Raw genomic sequence first — 18,110 nt, forward strand, 5'->3', positions numbered from 1 at the left:
CCGCTGGTGGACCGACCCGTCTTCATTCGCCTTTCCTTTCCGAGCAATTGATGAAAGTTATTCTGGCTGCCCCACGTGGATTTTGTGCCGGCGTCAACATGGCGATCGAATCGCTGGATTTGACGCTCCGCAAATTCGGTCCGCCGGTGTATGTGTACCACGAAATCGTGCACAACCAGCATGTCGTGGAAACCTTCCGCGAAAAAGGCGCGGTCTTCGTCGATCACGTCGACGAAGTGCCCGATGGCGGCGTTCTGATGTTTTCCGCTCACGGTGTCAGCCCCGAAATCCGCGACCAAGCCCGCCGGCGAAACTTGCATGCCCTGGATGCGACTTGTCCCCTGGTCACCAAAGTTCACCTGGAGGCCATCAAATACGCCAAGGAAGGGTACACGATTTTGCTGATCGGACACGAAGGGCACGACGAAGTGCTTGGCACCATGGGCGAAGCCCCCGAAGCGATCGTGTTGGTCGAAGACGAAGACGATGTGGACCGCCTGGAGTTCGCCGAAGGCACGAAATTGGCCTATCTGACGCAAACCACTCTAAGCGTTGACGATGCCAACCGAGTCATTCGACGTCTGCGGCAAAGGTTTCCCGAGATCCATAGTCCGCCGAAGGAAGACATCTGCTACGCCACGCAGAATCGCCAGGAAGCCGTCAAACTTCTCAGCCAAGAAGCCGATGTCGTGCTGGTTCTGGGTAGCCAAAACAGCAGCAACAGCCAACGTCTTGCCGAACTTGGCCGCGAACGAAAAAAGAAATCCTATTTAATTGATGGCCCACAAGACCTGTCGAAAGACCAGTTCTCCGATGACGACGTGATCATGATCACCGCGGGGGCCAGTGCCCCGGAATCCGTCGTTCAGGCCACCATCGAATGGCTCAGCGACAACTTCAACGCGATCGTCGAATCCCAGTCGGTTCGGGAGGAAGATGTCCATTTCCCGCTTCCCAAACCACTGCGTCCCTTCGCCAAGCAGTTGGCCCAGGAAAGCCAAACCTAGGCACGATCTACCGCGGCGCGACACCGTGGCGACCTAAGAAACCGTCGATGTCATCGACCACCCGCAAGATCCACTCCGGGCGGTTCCAATGTCCATGTTTGGCATCGGGGTGAACGATCAATTCGACCGGCCGGCCCAGTGAGCGCATTTTTTCGCGTGTCGCCTCATTCCGTTCCGGTGAATCCAGGGATCCACAGATAAACAGTGTCGGTGGCATCGTCGCGTCAATCTTTTGATGCGCATCGGCTAGTTGGTACAGGTCCCGCTTTTGATCAACGTCGCCGCCGATCCAGTTGACCGCGTTGCTATTTTCCGGGTCCGACTTGGAACGTTGGGCCACCGACCCGGTCAGCATTTGCAGGGGGCCGGCCATAATCACCGCAGCGTCCAAGTGCGTGGACACGTCATCCATTATCCCGGGATGACGCAAACGAGGTTCATCGTCACCCGCCGCCATCAGTCCGACCAAATGGCCGCCTGCCGAACCACCAACCGCCGCCAATCGTGTTGCGTCCAGACCGTATCGCTCCGCCGAGTGCCGCAAAAATGCCACCGCCGCATTGCAATCCCGGATGGCGGCTGGAAAACGGGCTTCACCGCCCAAGCGATACTCCACGGCGGCCGTCGCATAACCGCGTTCTGCAAATCGTAAGGACAAGGCGCGAAACTTTTCCTTGTCCCCCTTTAGCCATCCGCCACCGTGCACGACGACCAGAATTGGCGGGGGCGCATCCGCGGCAGGACGAAACAAATCCAAGTGAAGCTTTCGCCCATCGACTTCGGCGTACACCACGTCCAAATCGGCAACGATGTTCTTTGGGATCGTCGTCGATTTTGGGGAAGACGTCGCAGTTTGCGCGAAACCTTGCCGGCCGGCGGCTGCAACCGTCATGACCACCAGCAATACAGCGGCAACGGTGCCAAAATTTCGGTGCATCGGGGGCATTCGCATCATGGTGTATCCAGCGATTTGATTTTCAGTTGGCTGTACGTCGCATCCGTTGTTTCGTCGTGCCCCTGGATCATGATCGTCCCAGGATCCAAACGCAGACCTCGCCGTGGGTTTTCGTCCGGATCTCGATCGTCGGTCACATCACTGACCTGCAATCCGTTGACCCATGCGGCGATTCGAGGGCCACGCGTGGTCAACAGAATCACGTTTTTCTGCTTCGGCTTTCCGGCAACGATGCGTGCGTCTTGGCGGCGAAAGATTCCACCGACGCCGCAATCGGCCGGCTTCAACGGATTGCCGTCAATGATCTCGTTGCTGACCTGACATTCGTATCCCATCAATTCATCGCCGGGAATACAGCGGAAAAAGATGCCGGAGTTGCTGGTCGGTTGATCCATTTGATACTCGGCCAGCAAGTTGAAATCGGCAAATCGTTCTTCCGTTTCCAGTTGTGTTTTGCCACCGATCACTCGCAAGCCGCCTTCGTCGGTGCGTTCGAATTTGCCCGACATTTCCGGGTAGGTTTTCCAGCCGTCCAGGCCTTCACCCAGCATGCTTTCCAGCCCCAGTGGCCGAAGCTTGACGTCGCGGAATTCGATTCGCCCGCTGTTTTTTTGCAATCCGATGCGTCCGGCAGCCAACGGTTCGGGATCGGTGTATTCACACACCACTTCGCCGTCCAAACGGACCGTCAGCTGATCGCCGCGCAGCACCATGTGCATCGTGCGCCACGTGTCAAACTTTTGCTGGACGTCGACCTTTTTGCGTTGCACGACGCTTGCCGTTGGAAACGGATTGTCGTCCGGGGCGATGTTGACCTCATAGCAATCGCTGCCCGGATCATCCACTTCCAAAGGCGTCCGCAGAAACACGCCACTGTTGGTCGTGGGTGTCGCTTTGAACTGCACCGACAGTTCGTAATCGGTCCAAGGGATGGACGTACAGAGCAGACTGACTTCGCCCTGATCGGCGACTAGCGTTCCGTCTTCGATTCGCCAGTTGGCGTTGCCTGCGATGTCCCAGCCGAACAACGTGTGGCCGTCGAACAATCGAATCCAGCCTTCGGATGCTTCGTCCGGTGTTAGGCAGGCGGCCAACAATTCGTCGGCGGTGGCCTCGTATGCCTGGGGCACGTAGACCGTCGGTTCGGCATCGGATTGCGAAGCGGCCGATTCATCCGCAGGCTTTTCGACCGCTGCGTTGTCGCGGCGACACCCGGTGGCGACACCGACCATCATGACCACGACAAGCAACACGTGTCGGTGGGCCCCCGGTCGGTTCGCGATCATCTGCATTCCCATCACCATCTCAAGTTGTTTCCACATTGTGCGATTCATGTTCGGGCCGATCGTAACCGTATCGTCGGAAGTATTCGCCCCAACGATCCAGCAAGACCTTTTCGGTCGCGGCATCCAGACGGTGCCGATTGGTTTGATAGCCGCGGTGTTCCGTTTCGGCCCATCGGCAAAAGTCTTCTTCGACCGAATCAAAATCAGCCAGACGCAGGGTGTCGTAGATGTGCCGCAACGATTCGACGGGATCGGCCACCAGATCCTCGTACCGCATTTCGATCAGACGCTGCGAAGGCACTTGTTCGCACGCGTCAAAATACGCTTCGTACATCCGCCGAAAACAATCCAGCACATACTCGTGCATCGCGGGTTCATCGCCGTTGGGCGACTGCAGAGCTTGGGCTTCATCCAGACTGCGCCACAACCGACAGGTGGACGGAAACAGACTGCGTGGATCTCGCGTCAGGTGGATGAACTTGGCATCGGGAAACTGGCGAGCCAGCATCGCAAGCCGTCCGGTGTGCGTAGGACTTTTGACGATCAACGGTCGTTGGGTCGCCACCGAAACACGCAATAAGAACCGACGCAACGTTTCCAGCCACTGGTGCCGGGCCGCGTCGTCGACGTTCCAAAACGTCAGATAGTCCAGATCGATCGGCGGTTCATTGGGGAATGCGATGCGTCGGTACGGCGACGGCAAGCCCAAGTTCATCAACGCGAATTCGTCTTCCTGGGGACGGTCCCATCCGGCCGCCATGTTGTCCATCGGACGTTTGCCGGGCAGCAGCCATTTGAAAAACTTTCGAAAGAACCATTCGGAAACCAGAAAGTGGCTGGGCGCGAAGCACTGAAAAGTCGAAGGACTGCTGAATCGTTCGTCGCGGACCAGCAATTCGTGCAGCAAGGTGGTTCCGCTGCGCCAGTGCCCGATGATGAAGACCGGTGCCGATTGAAATTCGGCTTCACGAACCTTCTTGGCAAAGAAAGCGGATTCCACACCGGCAAGAATCGTGTTGACCGGCGTCGCCAGCGAAACACTGATCGCCATCGGCCAACGTGACGGGGAGAGCCGAAATTTTCCACCGCGCAGCAAACCCAGCCATCCGCCCGGTCGCATCCCATGCCAAAAACGCGGGGAATAGAACGGATAGTGATGGAATTCCTGGCTCGGCGGTTTCGCCTGGTCAGAAGATGTGTTCGTCGTCGGTGCGTCAGCTGACGGCAGCGACGTGGGGGAATCGGTGGGGGGCAACGGAGACCGATCGGGTGAGAGATTTTCGTGCCGATGGAGTCGGAGCGGCAGATTTTACGAAACCAAACCGTTCTAACCAATGTATCCAACGTTGGGATGGGGGATCGGCCAAACCGACGCCTGCCGAAAACGCGGTTCCGGCCGTAGCGACGACTTCACACGAAATCCTTTCCCTCGCCCCCGTGAGGTGATCATCTCAAGATTTCCCGTCTCCGTTCCCCCGCGCATCTCGCATCCCCGCCTCGGTTGGAACTCGGCGGGCGATTACACTTTCGCACAGCGATGTCGCAGCGTGCCGAACATTTGTTCCGCCCATTCAGGGCCGCCCCGCGACAATTCGTATCCCCACGCGGCTTTTCCGATACGACTGGTTTTCATGAGCTCATCGACGTCCCCGTCCGATTCCACCCGCGGCGAATCTCTGACGTTCGCCGATTTGCAACGTCACATCCGCGAAATGTATTTCGAAAAAGACGTTCAACGCGGCGTCGATGGCACCTTCATGTGGTTGATGGAAGAAGTCGGGGAATTGGCTGCGGCTCTGCGTGGCGATGACCGCGAGAACTTGGCGGAGGAATTCGCCGACGTGATCGCATGGCTGGTCACGATCGCCAACGTGGCCGACGTGGATTTAACGGCGGCACTGACCCAAAAATATGGCCACGGATGCCCCGGATGTCGCCGACTGGTTTGCGAATGTCCCCAAGGAGAAAAGCCGTGACCGGTCGAATGCTGATCGCGGTCATGTGCCTGGCTTGCTGGACCAGCCTTGCGATGGCCGACGTTTCCGATCCCGCGTCTTCCGATGTGGACCAGGGTTTCGGTTCGATGCCCGCGTCAGCCGCGGATTCCGTTGGGTCCTTGTCGGTGGGCATTCAAGGCCGCTATCGGCTGGGCCGCTGGACGGCGGTCCGATTGGCGTGGGACCGGATGACCGTTTCCGGCGGGGGTGCGGCGGATGATTCGTGGTCGCTGCAGACCCCCGATGCCGACGGTGTGCCGGTTCGGTACCGCGTGGCCGACGCGACACAACAACGCTGGGGTTATGTCATCCCGACCGGCGAAGCGGCACCGCTGGACCTTTTCGTCAACGATGAAACAACACCGTCGGCCACCACGCGATTTCCCTACTTGGGGGCGCCCGCGAAAGAACCGTCGCTTGTTCCCGAATCGATGCCTTGGGTGGTTGCCATCGGCGATCCACTGGACGTCGACACGATCGGTGCCAATGAACTGTTGAACCGTGAAGCCCAACTGGCGGTGTGCTCCATCCAGGATGCCGACGATCTACCCGATCGATCACTCGGATGGTCGGGCGTTGACCTGCTGATGATCAACGCCAGCGGTGTGGATGTTTTGACCCAGTTGTCCGAATCCCAGCAGAACGCCATCGTCCAATGGGTGCGTACCGAAGGCGGCAACCTGTTCCTTTGCCTGGGTGAACGATCCAAAGACGTCATAGAAGCCTCGCCCTGGCTAAATCGCTTGCTGCCACAAGCCTTGGTCGACGCCGACAACGTGACGCTGAACCCTGCGGCACTGGAAACCTTCACCAACAGCCAGAGCCCGTTGGATGCTTTCGATGGCATTCGAATTCCCGGTGGCGACGGGTTCGCGTTGATCACCGGACGTACCAACCGACGTGTGGCCGCGCGAATGGCCGTGGAATACTTTCCCGGTTTCGGACATGTCACGGTGATCGCCGCAGACCTGGACACTCCCATGTTCCAGCAATGGCCCGATCGACTGGATCTGATCAAGCGATTGATGCCACAGATTTTGGAGGATTCGACGAACGAAACCAACAACAATCAAGTCGCGGGTTTCAGTGATCTGGCCGGACAGACGCGTTCAACCCTGGATCAATTCAGTGTGAAGCGCTCCTTCGGTTTCTCGGTGCTCTCGCTGATCCTAATGGGGCTGATCCTGTTGATCGGTCCCATCGATTACCTGGTCATCAATCGCTTGGTGGGACGTCCACAGCTTGGTTGGGTGACGATGCCTTTGGTTGCGATCCTGTTTTCGGTGGTCCTTGTGTACCAAGCGAGACAGGTTTCCCCGGCAAGTTCGGCAAACACCGATCGCGATCCCGATGCAACCATGACGGCGTCCAGCACTAATGTTGGGAAAAGAAATTCGGGCGAAGCATGGAATCACTTAGAAATCACAGACATTGATTTGGCGACACGTTCGGGACGCGGTATGTCCTGGAGCGTGCTGTACAGCCACGACGGTGGCATCTTTGACATTGACGTCAACGCCTCCGATGCGCTGAAACAAACAACGCCAAACATCGGTCGTTTTCTGTGTCGGCCTTGGGGGCAAGCCGGACGAGAATTCGGTGGCATTCAAATCGAATCGGACACCGGGTTGCCCCCGTACACAAATCAAATTCGGATCGCATCATCGCCGCCGGACGATTCAGTATCGCGTCCCATGCGTTCGGAACTGGAACGCGTTGGCATCGCACCACGCAGCAGCAAATCTTTCGGTGCCGGTTACACGTTTGACTTTGCTCCCGATGGCGAATCGTTGACGGTGCGTCGTCGCAAAGGCAGCGATCTGCTGCAGGGCGATCTGGCCAATCCATTACCGGTCGACCTGTTGGACGGAATGCTGGTGTATCGCAATTGGGCTTATCGGTTGCCGACTCGGTTGCCCGCGGGCGGTCGGATCGAACGCCTGGATGAATTACGTCAAGAGAATTTCCGCTGGCACCTGACACGCCAAAAGACATTGGAAAGTAACAGCGACGCGCAACCGTGGGACGGGTCGGACTTTGACAATTTGCCACGTGTCACCGAAATGCTGATGTTCCATGACGTGGTCGGCGGTTCACGCTACACCGGTCTGACGCACGGTCCGCTGGGTCAGTTGGATGCCAGCCGATGGCTGGTGGATGACCGCTGTGTGTTGATCGCCAGGCTTGCCGATCCGATGACCGATGTTTCCTGGACCCCCGCGATGACATCGGAAACGCAGACCGCCCCCGCTAATACGATTCCCGAACCGCAACGCGGCATCGCAATGGTCCGCGTCGTGATCCCCGTTCAATCCCAATAAATCAACCACCTCGGTATCCATCGTCCGGGCGAACCAACGGGCAACCGAATCGCCAGACCCAATCCCATCCCCCAATCGCAACGCCATTCGATCGGCCCATCATCGTGATCAAGACCGTTGACCTGACGAAGAAATATGGCGACGCATTCGCCATTCACAGCATCGACTTGAATTTGGCTCCCGGCGACTTGTTTGGTTTCATCGGCCCCAACGGCGCCGGAAAAACGACAACGATGCGGATCATCGCAACGCTGTTGGAACCCAGTTGGGGTGAGGCCTACGTGTGTGACCACAGCGTTCACACCCAGCCCAAGGAGATACGTCGATTGGTTGGGTACATGCCCGACTTTTTCGGCGTCTACGACGACATGACGGTCGTCGAATACCTGGAATTCTTCGCCGCGTCGTATCGCATCAAGGGAACGGATCGCCGCAAACGTGTCGACGAAATGTTGGACATCGTCGACCTGGATTTCAAACGCGACGCCTACGCCAACACGCTGTCCCGAGGCCAAACGCAGCGTTTGGGTCTGGCACGAACACTGTTGCATGACCCCCAGGTCTTGTTATTGGATGAACCACTGAGCGGCCTGGATCCGCGTGCCCGAATCGAGATGCGGAATCTGCTTCGCAAACTGGGCCAGTTGGGCAAAACGATCATCGTCAGCAGCCACATCCTGCCCGAACTTGCCGATGTCTGTAACAAGGTCGGTATCATCGACAAAGGCGAAATGAAACAGAACGCGACCAAGGACGAAGTGATTCGAATGGTCCGCGAACACACGGTTCTGGAAATCCAACCATCGGTCCGCGATCAGATGTCACGAATCGGCGAATTGCTGGAACATCATGACAAGATCCAGGGCATCGAAACCGGCGACGACATGTTGCGAGTGGTGCTAAAACGTGACGTCACCGATTACGCCGATCTGCCACGTTTGTTGATCGAAAACGGAATCGATCTGAAACGCTTTACCGAAGAAGAACTGGACTTGGAATCGGCCTTCATGGCCTTGACCAAAGGCACCAGCACGCGGATGTGATCTGCTGTTGATCGTTGGCCGTCTCAGGCCGGCAAATCAGATCTTGGCCAGTCGCAGAACAAACTGTTCCAACAACATTCGGTCACGACCTTCTTGGCTGTGGGTCCCCTTCAAACGCAGGTCGGCGTCCAATAGCCAAGGCAGCAACCGATTGGCTCGTTCACGGCCTAACGACTTCAGTTGCTTCTTGGCACGTTGGATGTCACCCGGTCGGTGAATCCCCGCCGCCGCAATTGCGTCTTCCAACCGCCACACGCGGCCTTCCTTTTCGCGATGCAACACCACCGATGTCGCCATGCCCAACCGCCGCAGCCACCATGCGATCTGGGGCAACAATGCGATCGGTCGTTGTCCGCCACTGATCAACTTGTCCAGTTGGCGTAACGCTTCGGCCGCATCCCCAGCCGCAATGGCATCGGTGATTTGCCAGATGGTTTGGCCCTGCCAGCCGGCCACAATCTTTTCAACCAACGCTTCATCGATCGTGTCGCCAGGATTCTGATAGACCGCCAGCTTCGCGATCTCGGTTTCCAGCATGCCGATTTCTTCGCCCAACATTTCGATCAGTCGATCCGCCGCTCCGGCGGCCAACTTGCACCCGTGTCGACGCGCGATGTAACCGGTCAGAAACTTGCGACGCCCCGCAGCGGTCACCCCCAGTTTCTTGTCGGGCGAACTGGAACAGGCGACCAACAGATGATCCTTCACCACCGCCTTATAAATCCGCGTGTTGCTGGCAAGCGATCCCAGTTCTAGGACGAAACGATTTGCAGACGACGGCCGCGCGACGTACGCCTCCAGTTCGCCACGGTGTGCGGACAAAAACTTATCGGCGTCACGGACCACGATCGTTCGCTTTTCGCCCATGTCGAACAACGATGCGGTCTGCAGATCGTCTCGCAAGTCATTCCATCGCACCGCCTCGCCGTCAAATTGCGTGCGATCTCCTTCACGCGACAATTCACTGATCACCCACGACCGCAACGTCGCGTCGCCGCCCGAGACGACGACGACGTCAGGAAGCTCTTGTTCGCCACCGGATGATTCGTTCTCGGGTAACCAGTCAAATGCGTGCCGAACAGGCATGAAAACCTCGCGTTAGAGACTTGCATCGGAGACTCGACGCATACCCAGCGACGCCCGAGCGGGAACGGTTGCACCGAATCATCTCGGCACGATAGCGACTTTCTCGCTGATGGAAACGTCCATCCGGAATGGGCCACCGTCGCTCCAGACTACTCGCCCCCCCCACCGCAGCTATAATCAACGCGTTCGGCAGAATTTTTTTTGGGTGGAACGATGGCTGTCCTGCTGGTCTACGTCGCCTTGGTGACGTTATTTTGCGTCGCATTGGTTCGTGGCATTCGCCGCTCCCGATCGGGGGCGTCTTGGTCGCGGCACGACGAACCGACCGAGCAAGTCACATCGCGAACGCCGACCGTGGATTCCATTTTTGGGCTGTTCAGCGGTCTGTCGATGTTCCTGATGTTCTTCGCGGTGTCGCTATCAACACTATTGATCGCGGTTGATCGCTTTTTCATGCCACTGGAACTGGCCGCTCGGATTCCCTTGGAATCTGGTTGGGATCCCGCCCAGTGGAAAACCAATCTAAGCACCGGCCCGCATAACGTCAGCCAAAGCTACACCCACTGGCGAATTTCCCAAGGGGATTCCTCCACGGACGCCAGCCGGCAAAAATCGTGGTTGTTGATGGCGTTCCCTGTCATCGTCGCGCTGACGTTGCTGACACTGCTGCTGTTTCAACAGATTTCGAAGGGATTCATCCACGCCGCGACCGAGGATTGGGTCCGGCAATCAGCGGAGGAAGAACTGGCCGACATTCGTTCGGCATATCACCGCAACAACCTCCAGCGACGCCAGCGATATTCCAATCGATGATTTGCAGGTCCGATCGAACATCGGTCACAGGTGTCGGAGTCTTACTTGAACGATGCGCGTGGCAATCGACCCGCAGTCTGTTCACGTCCGTTGATCGGCGTGACACCGCCAAGCGTTCGGAATCCACGAATGCGTGCCCGAGGCGCCAAGCCCTGGGTGTCGATCGGGTCGGGCAGGGCATAGGACGTCACGTTCCCCGCCAGATCCGTCGCCGTCACCCGCAAATACAACTGGGGCGGCAAGCCTGGATCGGCCGGCCAAACATAGGGACCGTCCGGTCGCAGTCCGGCAGCGATCGTCGTCCAAGGTCCTTCGGCTTTCGGCGCAAAAGACAGGGTCACCGGACGCGCCGAAAGGTGTTCGTCGCCGGCGTCATATTGGATGATCAAACATCCGGTCGAATCGCCATCGCCATAGCGGGCGCCACGAATGCGAGTGGTCGGCGACGTCGTGTCGACAACGACATTGATGTCCGCTGATTCACCGGCCAGCGGTGTCGGACTGCTCAATCCGCTAGACGCGACGACAACGATGCGGAAGCCGAACAGACCTTCCCCCTTGGTTTCGACGTCGAAAGGACTGGCAAGATCGGGATCTTCACCCCACTTTTCCCACGACTGTCCGCCGTCGACGCTGCCCCAAAGTTCTACCGCTTTGATACCGTTGCTGCCGACCGCCTCCAGTTCATAGTCCAGACTGAATCGAGGCGAATCACTGTAGCGCACCGGAGCATCCACGGGGGTCGATGCAAAGGGCACGAAGCTGGCGTCTGCGTCGTCGGAAACATCACCTTGCACCGGAGCGGGACTTGAATCCACCCTCGCGGACTGATACGTACGATCCGATGTGTTTTTTCGATCCACCGGCGCTGTACCGATCGGACGCATGGCGTCTTGGACGCTACGCGGTTTCTGCATCACTTGTTCCGGATCCCACTGACGGTCCACACCGCCGGCGGCTTGCCAGCGACGGAGCGCGGACTGGCCGGGGCTTGCCAAATCTTCGGACGCGGGCTTGGCCGATTCTGGCATGGTCGGGGCCAATGCTCCCAGGCTGGGACCATTCAGCAGCCGTGATTGGGTGATTTCTTCGGGCGTCGCCGGTGGCGGCAAAGCGGCCGAATCGCCGGATAACGCCCCAGAATCGCCCGCGTTCTCCGGAACAGCAGCGTTCGATCCGCCGATCGGCACGGCGTGAATTCTCCGGGTGATCGGCACGCCAACCGAACGAACCGGCGGATTGGAGTGGCTGGAGACGTCGGATGCGACCAAAGCATCCGTCGCCTTGCCGCGATCGGCCAATCGGGTTCCCGGCCGCTGGGCCAATCTCGGCCGACGAATGACATCGCTGACGTGGGTCTTGTGTCCGAGTGAATCCATCGCCGAAACGCGAAGCGTCATTCCCCGCCAATCGCCCGACACGGGAAATTGAAACTGACTGGCACCGCGTCCTAGCGTCTGGTCCACTTTTTGCCATGCAGGCGCGCCGTCGATCAGGTACTGAATCAGAACGCCCTGAATCGCCGAGGCGTCATCGATGCGAACATCGGCTCGAACTTGCCCGTCTTCGGTCGCCTCGGCGTTTAGCTCAATGACCGGGCCGGTGGTATCCACCAGGACCTGGACGTCCGGCCGCAACTGTCCCGGTGGCGACACGCGGCCATCGGAATCCAACGTTCGAATGGCAAAGAAGTAACGTCCGTCGCTGGGGCTGGTCACGTCAAACGCTTCGGCCGGGAACGCTTGCCGACCCAGCATTTGCCACTGCAGCGCCGGCGGCTGTGGCGTGTCATCATCCGACACCGACGCCACATACAACTGAACTTCCGCGGGCGCCGGCTGGTCTTGGCGGACCTGCACAGGCAATGAAAAACTACGCTGCCCCACGATTGCGGCTTCGACGGCTCCCGATGGCTCCGGCGATCTGCCACCATCGGGCACCACCGTGCTTGCGGGCGGTCCGGCGTCGGGCGATGCGGGCGTTTGTGCGAACCCGACGCTGCCAGCCAATGCGACCGCCGCTACAAAACAACGGACGATCATCCGAGGCGCAGCCGGCCACCGGCCGACGTTCCGGTCACCAAGCACGACGGCGGCGTCCAGCTTTCCGGCAGGTTTCGCATTCGATAGGACCATTGCCACGGGCGGGTCAATCTTGCATTGGGACTTGAACATTCGAAATTTGGCGAAAGACTGTGACCCATCGCGGATTCCAAACGCACGGGACCGGGGGCGGCGCAGCCGGCTGACCCACCGCACACTTGCGGCTACGATCCATGAATCGTGGCGCCATTCTGGACGGCCGGGCATCATCATCGGTCTCGATTCGATTCTGGCGACGACAGGTTTCAGGCCTTCACGAAAAGGCGCGGTCACAGTATCGAAATTCGGGTGACGTCCAGGCAGCTCTTGAGCCAATTCGTTCACGAGCCGGAATCCGCGCGCCCCCCCGACTCAATTTTTCCACGTTTCTGACGATTTCGACTGAATTTGCCCATGTCCAACGTCCGCTACCACTACGACGTCATTGTCATCGGCGCCGGCCATGCGGGAACCGAAGCCGCGGCGGCCTCGGCACGTCTGGGGGCTCGAACCGCCTTGCTGACGACCAACCTGGATACGGTCGGCCAGATGTCGTGCAATCCCGCGATCGGCGGTGTGGCCAAGGGCCAGATCGTCCGCGAAGTCGACGCACTGGGCGGACTGATGGGCCAAGCCATCGACGCCACGGGCATTCAGTTTCGACTGTTGAACGTCCGCAAAGGCCCCGCGATGCACAGCCCGCGGGCCCAAGCCGACAAGCGGGGCTATCAACAACACATCAAACTGGCCATCGAATCCCAAGCCGGATTGGATCTTCGCCAGGAAACCGTGGACGATCTGATCACGGCCGAAGAGACCGATCCCGATGCCATCGAACGTGGCGTCCGCCATCGTGTTGTGGGCGTCAAAGTCCGTGGCGATGCCGAATACCTTGCTCCGACCGTGGTGCTGACGACGGGCACGTTCCTGCAAGCGATCATGCACACCGGCATGTCGACCACCGCCGGGGGCAGGGCAGGGGAGGGTACCACGCAAGGCATCAGCGGTGCGCTCGGTCGACTGGGTTTTGAAATTGATCGTTTCAAAACCGGAACCCCTCCCCGTTTGAATGCCAAAACCATCGACTTCGCCGCCCTGGATGTTCAACCCGGCGATGCGGTCCCGAAACCTTTTTCGTTCATGTCCGGCAAGCTGGACGTCCAGCAAATGCCCTGTCATCTGACATACACCAACGAAAACGTCCACCAACTGATTCGCGACAACCTGGACCGGGCACCGATGTATAGCGGTCGAATCGAATCACGAGGCCCGCGTTATTGTCCGTCGATCGAAGACAAAATCGTCCGATTCGCCGACAAGTCGGAACACCAACTATTCCTAGAACCCGAGGGGCGACAGACGCACGAAGTCTATGTCAACGGAATTTCGACCAGTCTGCCACGCGACGTCCAAGACCAGATGTTTCCGCTGATCGCGGGCTGTGAAAAGGCCCAGATCATGCGGTACGGCTATGCGGTGGAATACGACTTCTGTCCACCAACACAATTGTGGCCACACCTGGAAACCAAGACCGTCGCGGGGCTGTTCTTTGCCGGCCAGATCAACGGTACGACAGGTTATGAAGAGGCCGCCGGACAAGGTTTAATCGCAGGGCTAAACGCCGCACGGTTGGTCGCCGGCCAGTCGACCTGGGTCCCCAGTCGCGATCAAGCGTACATCGGTGTTTTGGTCGACGACCTGGTAACCGCCGGCACCGACGAACCGTATCGCATGTTTACAAGCCGTGCGGAATTTCGGCTGTTGCTGCGCCAGGATAACGCGGATCGGCGTCTGACACCCATCGCCGACGAACTTGGTTTGATCGATTCACCACGTCGACAGCGGTTTGATGACAAGAAGAAACAAATCGAACACGCGATGGACTTGCTGAAAAAGATCCGCGTGGACGGGACACCAGGTGACGTCTACCTGCGTCGCAGCGAAGTCGACTGGGATGTGATGCGCGGCGTTGCACCGGAGCTTTCCGCGATCGACGATGAAGCCGCCCAACAATGTCTGTACGACATCAAATACGCAGGCTACATCACCCGCCAAAAAGCGGACGTTGAAAAACAACGCCGTCATGCGGACAAGAAAATCCCTGCTTCCTTCGACTACTTGTCGATCGACGCATTGCGAATCGAAGCCAAAGAAAAACTGAACCGCGTTCGTCCGGTCAGTCTGGACCAAGCCAAACGAATCAGCGGCATCACCCCCGCCGACTTGGCGTTGGTGTTGGCACATTTGGAAAACCGGTCTTAGACCTGCTTGGGATCGCCGCCCTGGGCGGAATGTTCCGACGCATCGTTTTCCGGTGCGTCACGACGAGACGGCGTCCCCAATGAAACCAACGGGACTTGCTTCGGTCCCGACGAAGACGGTTTAGATTTCGCGCAGTTGTAACAGCCCTGGATTCCTGAACCGCTGGATGCGGCATGCAAGTTTCGCATCACGCGTCGAACCACAAACGCCAAAGCCGTGAACACGATCACCAACGCCGCGATCGTTTGGGGCCAAGATGCATCGCCCATCATCCCGCCGACCATAAAGAACCGACTTGATAGGTCAACATCGCTCCGATGTATGCCAAGACGGTCATGTACGTAAAGCTAAACACCGGCCAACGCCACGAATTTGTTTCGCGACGAATCACCAACAGCGTGCTGACACACTGCGCACACAGGGCAAAGAACACCATCACCGAAAGCACCGTGGGTACGGTGTAGACCGGTGATCCGTCGGGCCAGGTCGCGGCACGGATCGCACCGATCAGGCCTTCGTCTTCTTCATCGACGTCCCCGCCAAGTGAATAAATGGTGCCCAGGGTGCTGATGATGACTTCACGGGCCGGAAAACTTGCCAACGCGCCGACGCCGATTTTCCAATCCCAGCCCAAAGGTCGAACGGCGGGCTCGATGGCATGACCGACTCGGCCCAGCAAGCTGGATTCCAATAGATCAGACGAGATCACTTTCAATTCTTCCGACACTTCATCGCGACGTTGCATCAATGGTCCGGCGGGTGACGACTCCGATGCATCAAGCTGTTGCTTGATCTGAGCCAATTCGGCCTGCAATTCATACTGCCGCGTGTGATCCCCCGGCCAATAAGCGGCGAACCAGATCAGGATCGATGCAGCCAAGATCAGCGTCCCGGCGCGGACCAAGAATTCCCGACTGGCTTCCCACACTTTGGCGAACACGACCGTCGGATCAGGCCATTGATATTCGGGCAACTCCAACACAAACGGCGCGGCCTCCCCACGCAGCATCGTGTGCTTCAAGATCAACGAAACGGGGATCGCCACCAACACGCCGACCGCGTACATCGACATCAAAACCAGTGCCGGCAAACCTAGAAAACCCAGAATCGTGACCGATGGGATGAACGCACCGATCAACAACAGGTAAACCGGCAAACGTGCACTACAGCTCATCAGCGGCGCGATCATCATCGTCGCAAAACGGTCGCGACGGTTTTCAATGACTCGAGTCGCCATCACCCCGGGGACCGCGCATGCGAAGGAGCTCATCAGTGGCAGGAACGATTTCCCGCTTAGCCCAAACAAACGCATGATGCGATCGACCAAGAACGCCGCGCGGGCCATATAACCACAGTCTTCCAAAACCGCCAAAAAGAAGAACAGCAAAGCAATTTGGGGCACGAAGATCACAACACCGCCCACCCCGGCGATCACACCGTCGGTGATCAGGCTGCGCAGGATTCCCGGCTGCATGGCGTCGGTGACCAAGTCGCTGGCCCATCCCGTGGCGGCATCGATCCAATCCATCGGATAGCCGGCCAACGAATAGATCGACTGAAACACCAACAACATCAGCCCGGCAAAAATAGCCAAGCCCAAGACGCGGTGCGTCAGGATGCCGTCCAGCGTGTCGGTCAAGCCGCCGCTGCCGCTGCCTTGCGAAAGGACGCCGTCCAGTTTTCGTCCGGCCCAGGTATAGCGGCTGCTGCATTCCATATCGACCACATCGTCGAAGTCGGAACGCAGTTGGTCGCGTGTTTCATTCAGCACGGGAAGTATCGCCGCGCCGAGTTTTCGAACCAGTCGCTTTTCCGCGGCGCCGCCACGATCCAACAGGGCTCGCTGCAGCAAATAGTCATCCGGCAGCTCAGCCGTGTTCGCGGGCAAGTCGTCGGTCGGATTGCCCGACTGAACGGGAACACACGCGGACTGAATCAGGTGGCTGCGGAACTGATCACAGATCTGATAAAAGCTTTCCGGCAACGCCCAATCGTCACGTCGCTGGGATGCCGACTCACTGCCGGCATCGCTTTGGCCGACGGACATGACCAGATCGGCCAGACGTTGTCGCAGTTCGTCGATACCGCCACGCTTACTGGCGCTGGTACTGACGACGGGGCAGCCCAAGTTTTGCTCCAGACGTTGGGCATCAATCCGCAGCCCACGGGACTGGGCGGTGTCGGACATATTCAACACCACCAGCGTCGGTCGGCCCAGTTCCAGAACTTGGCTGACCAAGAACAAACTACGTTGCAGCAGCGTTGCGTTCAACACACAAACGATGACATCGACCGGAGGCTCCGATTGTAGGTCTCCCGACAACACCTCCACGGCAACCATTTCATCGGGCGACCGCGGAGCCAAGCTGTAGGTCCCGGGCAGGTCGATCAAATCCACCGGGCGATCGCCCAGCGTCATTCGCCCGACCTTTTTCGTAATGGTCACGCCCGGATAGTTGCCGGTGCGGACACGCATTCCCGCCAAGGCGTTGAACAGAGTGCTCTTGCCGGTATTCGGATTCCCGACCAAGGCGACGCGAATCACATCAGTCGTCGAACCGGCGGGCGGTTGAAATTGATCGACCGACGCCACGTCGGTGCACCTCCACAGGCGTGTCGCCAAGAGAACGTCGTCGAAACGGATCCGCCTGTTACCGAATCGAAACGCCCGATCAACGGAGACTGATTAAGAAGCCGATGCGGGTTCGAGATAGACGCGTTGCGCCTCACCGCAACGCAGTGCAATCCGGCTGCCCTGGACGCTGCACTTCAGGGGATCTCCCAAGGGTGCGGCACGCAGAAACTGAATCGGCTGGCCGGGCACGAACCCCATTTCACGTAGCCGCGAGGCGATCCCGTCCACGCCTGCAATACGCACGATCGTGGCCTTTTCGCCGGGGCAAAGCTGATCCAAAGTCGTCACGCGGTCACCTCGCTGATTACGTTTATTGAGAATCGATCTCAACTGAGATACTGAAACTTTCGGCGTGCGTTGTCAAGCATCCCCGGCTTTTTTGCACCAAGAAATGTCAAAAAACGCTCGCGTGGTCATATCGCGGAAAAAACGAGGGTTCCGGCCGCTGGTCCGATGCGCCCCTTCGCCCCACCGTCGGGCGATAAGCGGGAAGATGAATTCACATTGACCGTGGGGTCGGTTTCGTTAGAATTCGCAAGCCAGGAAAGCTTGGCAACCAGGACAAGATTTGCGACCCGCGTGAGTTTCGGGGCCCAGGACGGTTCAGGGGCTTCTTGCACGCTG

Annotated in this window: 14 protein-coding genes; 6 read left to right on the forward strand and 8 right to left on the reverse strand. The window is 58.5% G+C overall.

Going from position 1 to position 18,110, the window contains the following annotated elements; translation table 11 throughout:
* The first annotated feature begins 50 nt into the window (after window positions 1-50).
* Window positions 51-1,007 (forward strand): 4-hydroxy-3-methylbut-2-enyl diphosphate reductase, encoded by a 957-nt coding sequence (gene ispH / locus HFP54_RS04645; protein WP_168564266.1) that lies wholly within the window; start codon window positions 51-53, stop codon window positions 1,005-1,007.
* Between the two features lie 7 nt (window positions 1,008-1,014).
* Here the strand turns inward: ispH and HFP54_RS04650 are convergent, their stop codons facing one another.
* From HFP54_RS04650 to HFP54_RS04660, 3 genes are read right to left on the reverse strand one after another with little or no spacing between them, the layout of a single operon-like run.
* Complete coding sequence (locus HFP54_RS04650; RefSeq protein WP_168564267.1) at window positions 1,015-1,944, reverse strand: alpha/beta hydrolase; 930 nt, start codon at window positions 1,942-1,944, stop codon at window positions 1,015-1,017.
* Between the two features lie 14 nt (window positions 1,945-1,958).
* Window positions 1,959-3,296, reverse strand: a complete 1,338-nt coding sequence (locus HFP54_RS04655) for a 3-keto-disaccharide hydrolase (RefSeq protein ID WP_235951277.1) — start codon at window positions 3,294-3,296, stop codon at window positions 1,959-1,961.
* Window positions 3,268-4,299: a sulfotransferase family protein gene (locus HFP54_RS04660; protein ID WP_235951278.1), complete on the reverse strand. Its 1,032-nt coding sequence runs from the start codon at window positions 4,297-4,299 to the stop codon at window positions 3,268-3,270. The genes HFP54_RS04655 and HFP54_RS04660 overlap by 29 nt, the downstream gene beginning before the upstream one ends.
* Before the next feature lie 580 nt (window positions 4,300-4,879).
* Between HFP54_RS04660 and HFP54_RS04665 the strand changes: the two genes are divergently transcribed.
* The 3 genes from HFP54_RS04665 (at window position 4,880) to HFP54_RS04675 (ending at window position 8,609) form a co-directional block, all read left to right on the forward strand.
* Window positions 4,880-5,224, forward strand: a complete 345-nt coding sequence (locus HFP54_RS04665) for a MazG nucleotide pyrophosphohydrolase domain-containing protein (RefSeq protein WP_168564268.1) — start codon at window positions 4,880-4,882, stop codon at window positions 5,222-5,224.
* Window positions 5,221-7,566 carry a hypothetical protein gene (locus tag HFP54_RS04670; protein WP_168564269.1) on the forward strand — a complete coding sequence of 782 codons (2,346 nt, stop codon included), beginning with the start codon at window positions 5,221-5,223 and terminating at the stop codon, window positions 7,564-7,566. The genes HFP54_RS04665 and HFP54_RS04670 overlap by 4 nt, the downstream gene beginning before the upstream one ends.
* A 104-nt stretch (window positions 7,567-7,670) precedes the next feature.
* Window positions 7,671-8,609, forward strand: coding sequence for an ABC transporter ATP-binding protein (locus tag HFP54_RS04675; protein ID WP_146410941.1), 939 nt, complete (start codon window positions 7,671-7,673; stop codon window positions 8,607-8,609).
* Window positions 8,610-8,645: 36 nt separating this feature from the next.
* Here the strand turns inward: HFP54_RS04675 and holA are convergent, their stop codons facing one another.
* Window positions 8,646-9,695, reverse strand: a complete 1,050-nt coding sequence (gene holA / locus HFP54_RS04680; protein WP_168564270.1) for a DNA polymerase III subunit delta — start codon at window positions 9,693-9,695, stop codon at window positions 8,646-8,648.
* A 213-nt stretch (window positions 9,696-9,908) separates the two neighbouring features.
* Between holA and HFP54_RS04685 the strand changes: the two genes are divergently transcribed.
* A complete protein-coding gene (locus tag HFP54_RS04685; protein WP_168564271.1) occupies window positions 9,909-10,508 on the forward strand; it encodes a hypothetical protein in 600 nt (199 codons plus the stop codon).
* A 41-nt stretch (window positions 10,509-10,549) separates the two neighbouring features.
* Here HFP54_RS04685 and HFP54_RS04690 read toward each other — a convergent pair whose 3' ends face one another.
* Window positions 10,550-12,682, reverse strand: coding sequence for a hypothetical protein (locus HFP54_RS04690; protein ID WP_168564272.1), 2,133 nt, complete (start codon window positions 12,680-12,682; stop codon window positions 10,550-10,552).
* 321 nt (window positions 12,683-13,003) lie between these two features.
* Between HFP54_RS04690 and mnmG the strand changes: the two genes are divergently transcribed.
* The gene (mnmG, locus tag HFP54_RS04695; RefSeq protein ID WP_168564273.1) at window positions 13,004-14,851 is read left to right on the forward strand and encodes a tRNA uridine-5-carboxymethylaminomethyl(34) synthesis enzyme MnmG; all 1,848 of its coding nucleotides are present in this window, start codon (window positions 13,004-13,006) and stop codon (window positions 14,849-14,851) included.
* Here mnmG and HFP54_RS04700 read toward each other — a convergent pair.
* The 3 genes from HFP54_RS04700 to HFP54_RS04710 all read right to left on the reverse strand — a co-directional run bounded on the left by HFP54_RS04700 (window position 14,848) and on the right by HFP54_RS04710 (window position 17,774).
* Window positions 14,848-15,135 (reverse strand): hypothetical protein, encoded by a 288-nt coding sequence (locus HFP54_RS04700; RefSeq protein WP_168564274.1) that lies wholly within the window; start codon window positions 15,133-15,135, stop codon window positions 14,848-14,850. The two genes, mnmG and HFP54_RS04700, sit on opposite strands and share 4 nt — an antisense overlap.
* Entirely contained in the window at window positions 15,120-17,444 is a 2,325-nt protein-coding gene (gene feoB, locus HFP54_RS04705) for a ferrous iron transport protein B (RefSeq protein WP_315853847.1), read from the reverse strand. Before feoB ends, HFP54_RS04700 begins: the two co-directional genes overlap by 16 nt.
* Before the next feature lie 93 nt (window positions 17,445-17,537).
* A complete protein-coding gene (locus HFP54_RS04710) occupies window positions 17,538-17,774 on the reverse strand; it encodes a FeoA family protein (RefSeq protein ID WP_165701455.1) in 237 nt (78 codons plus the stop codon).
* Window positions 17,775-18,110 lie beyond the last annotated feature (336 nt).

Origin of the sequence: Crateriforma spongiae (assembly GCF_012290005.1) — a bacterium.
Taxonomy (GTDB): Bacteria; Planctomycetota; Planctomycetia; order Pirellulales; family Pirellulaceae; genus Crateriforma; species Crateriforma spongiae.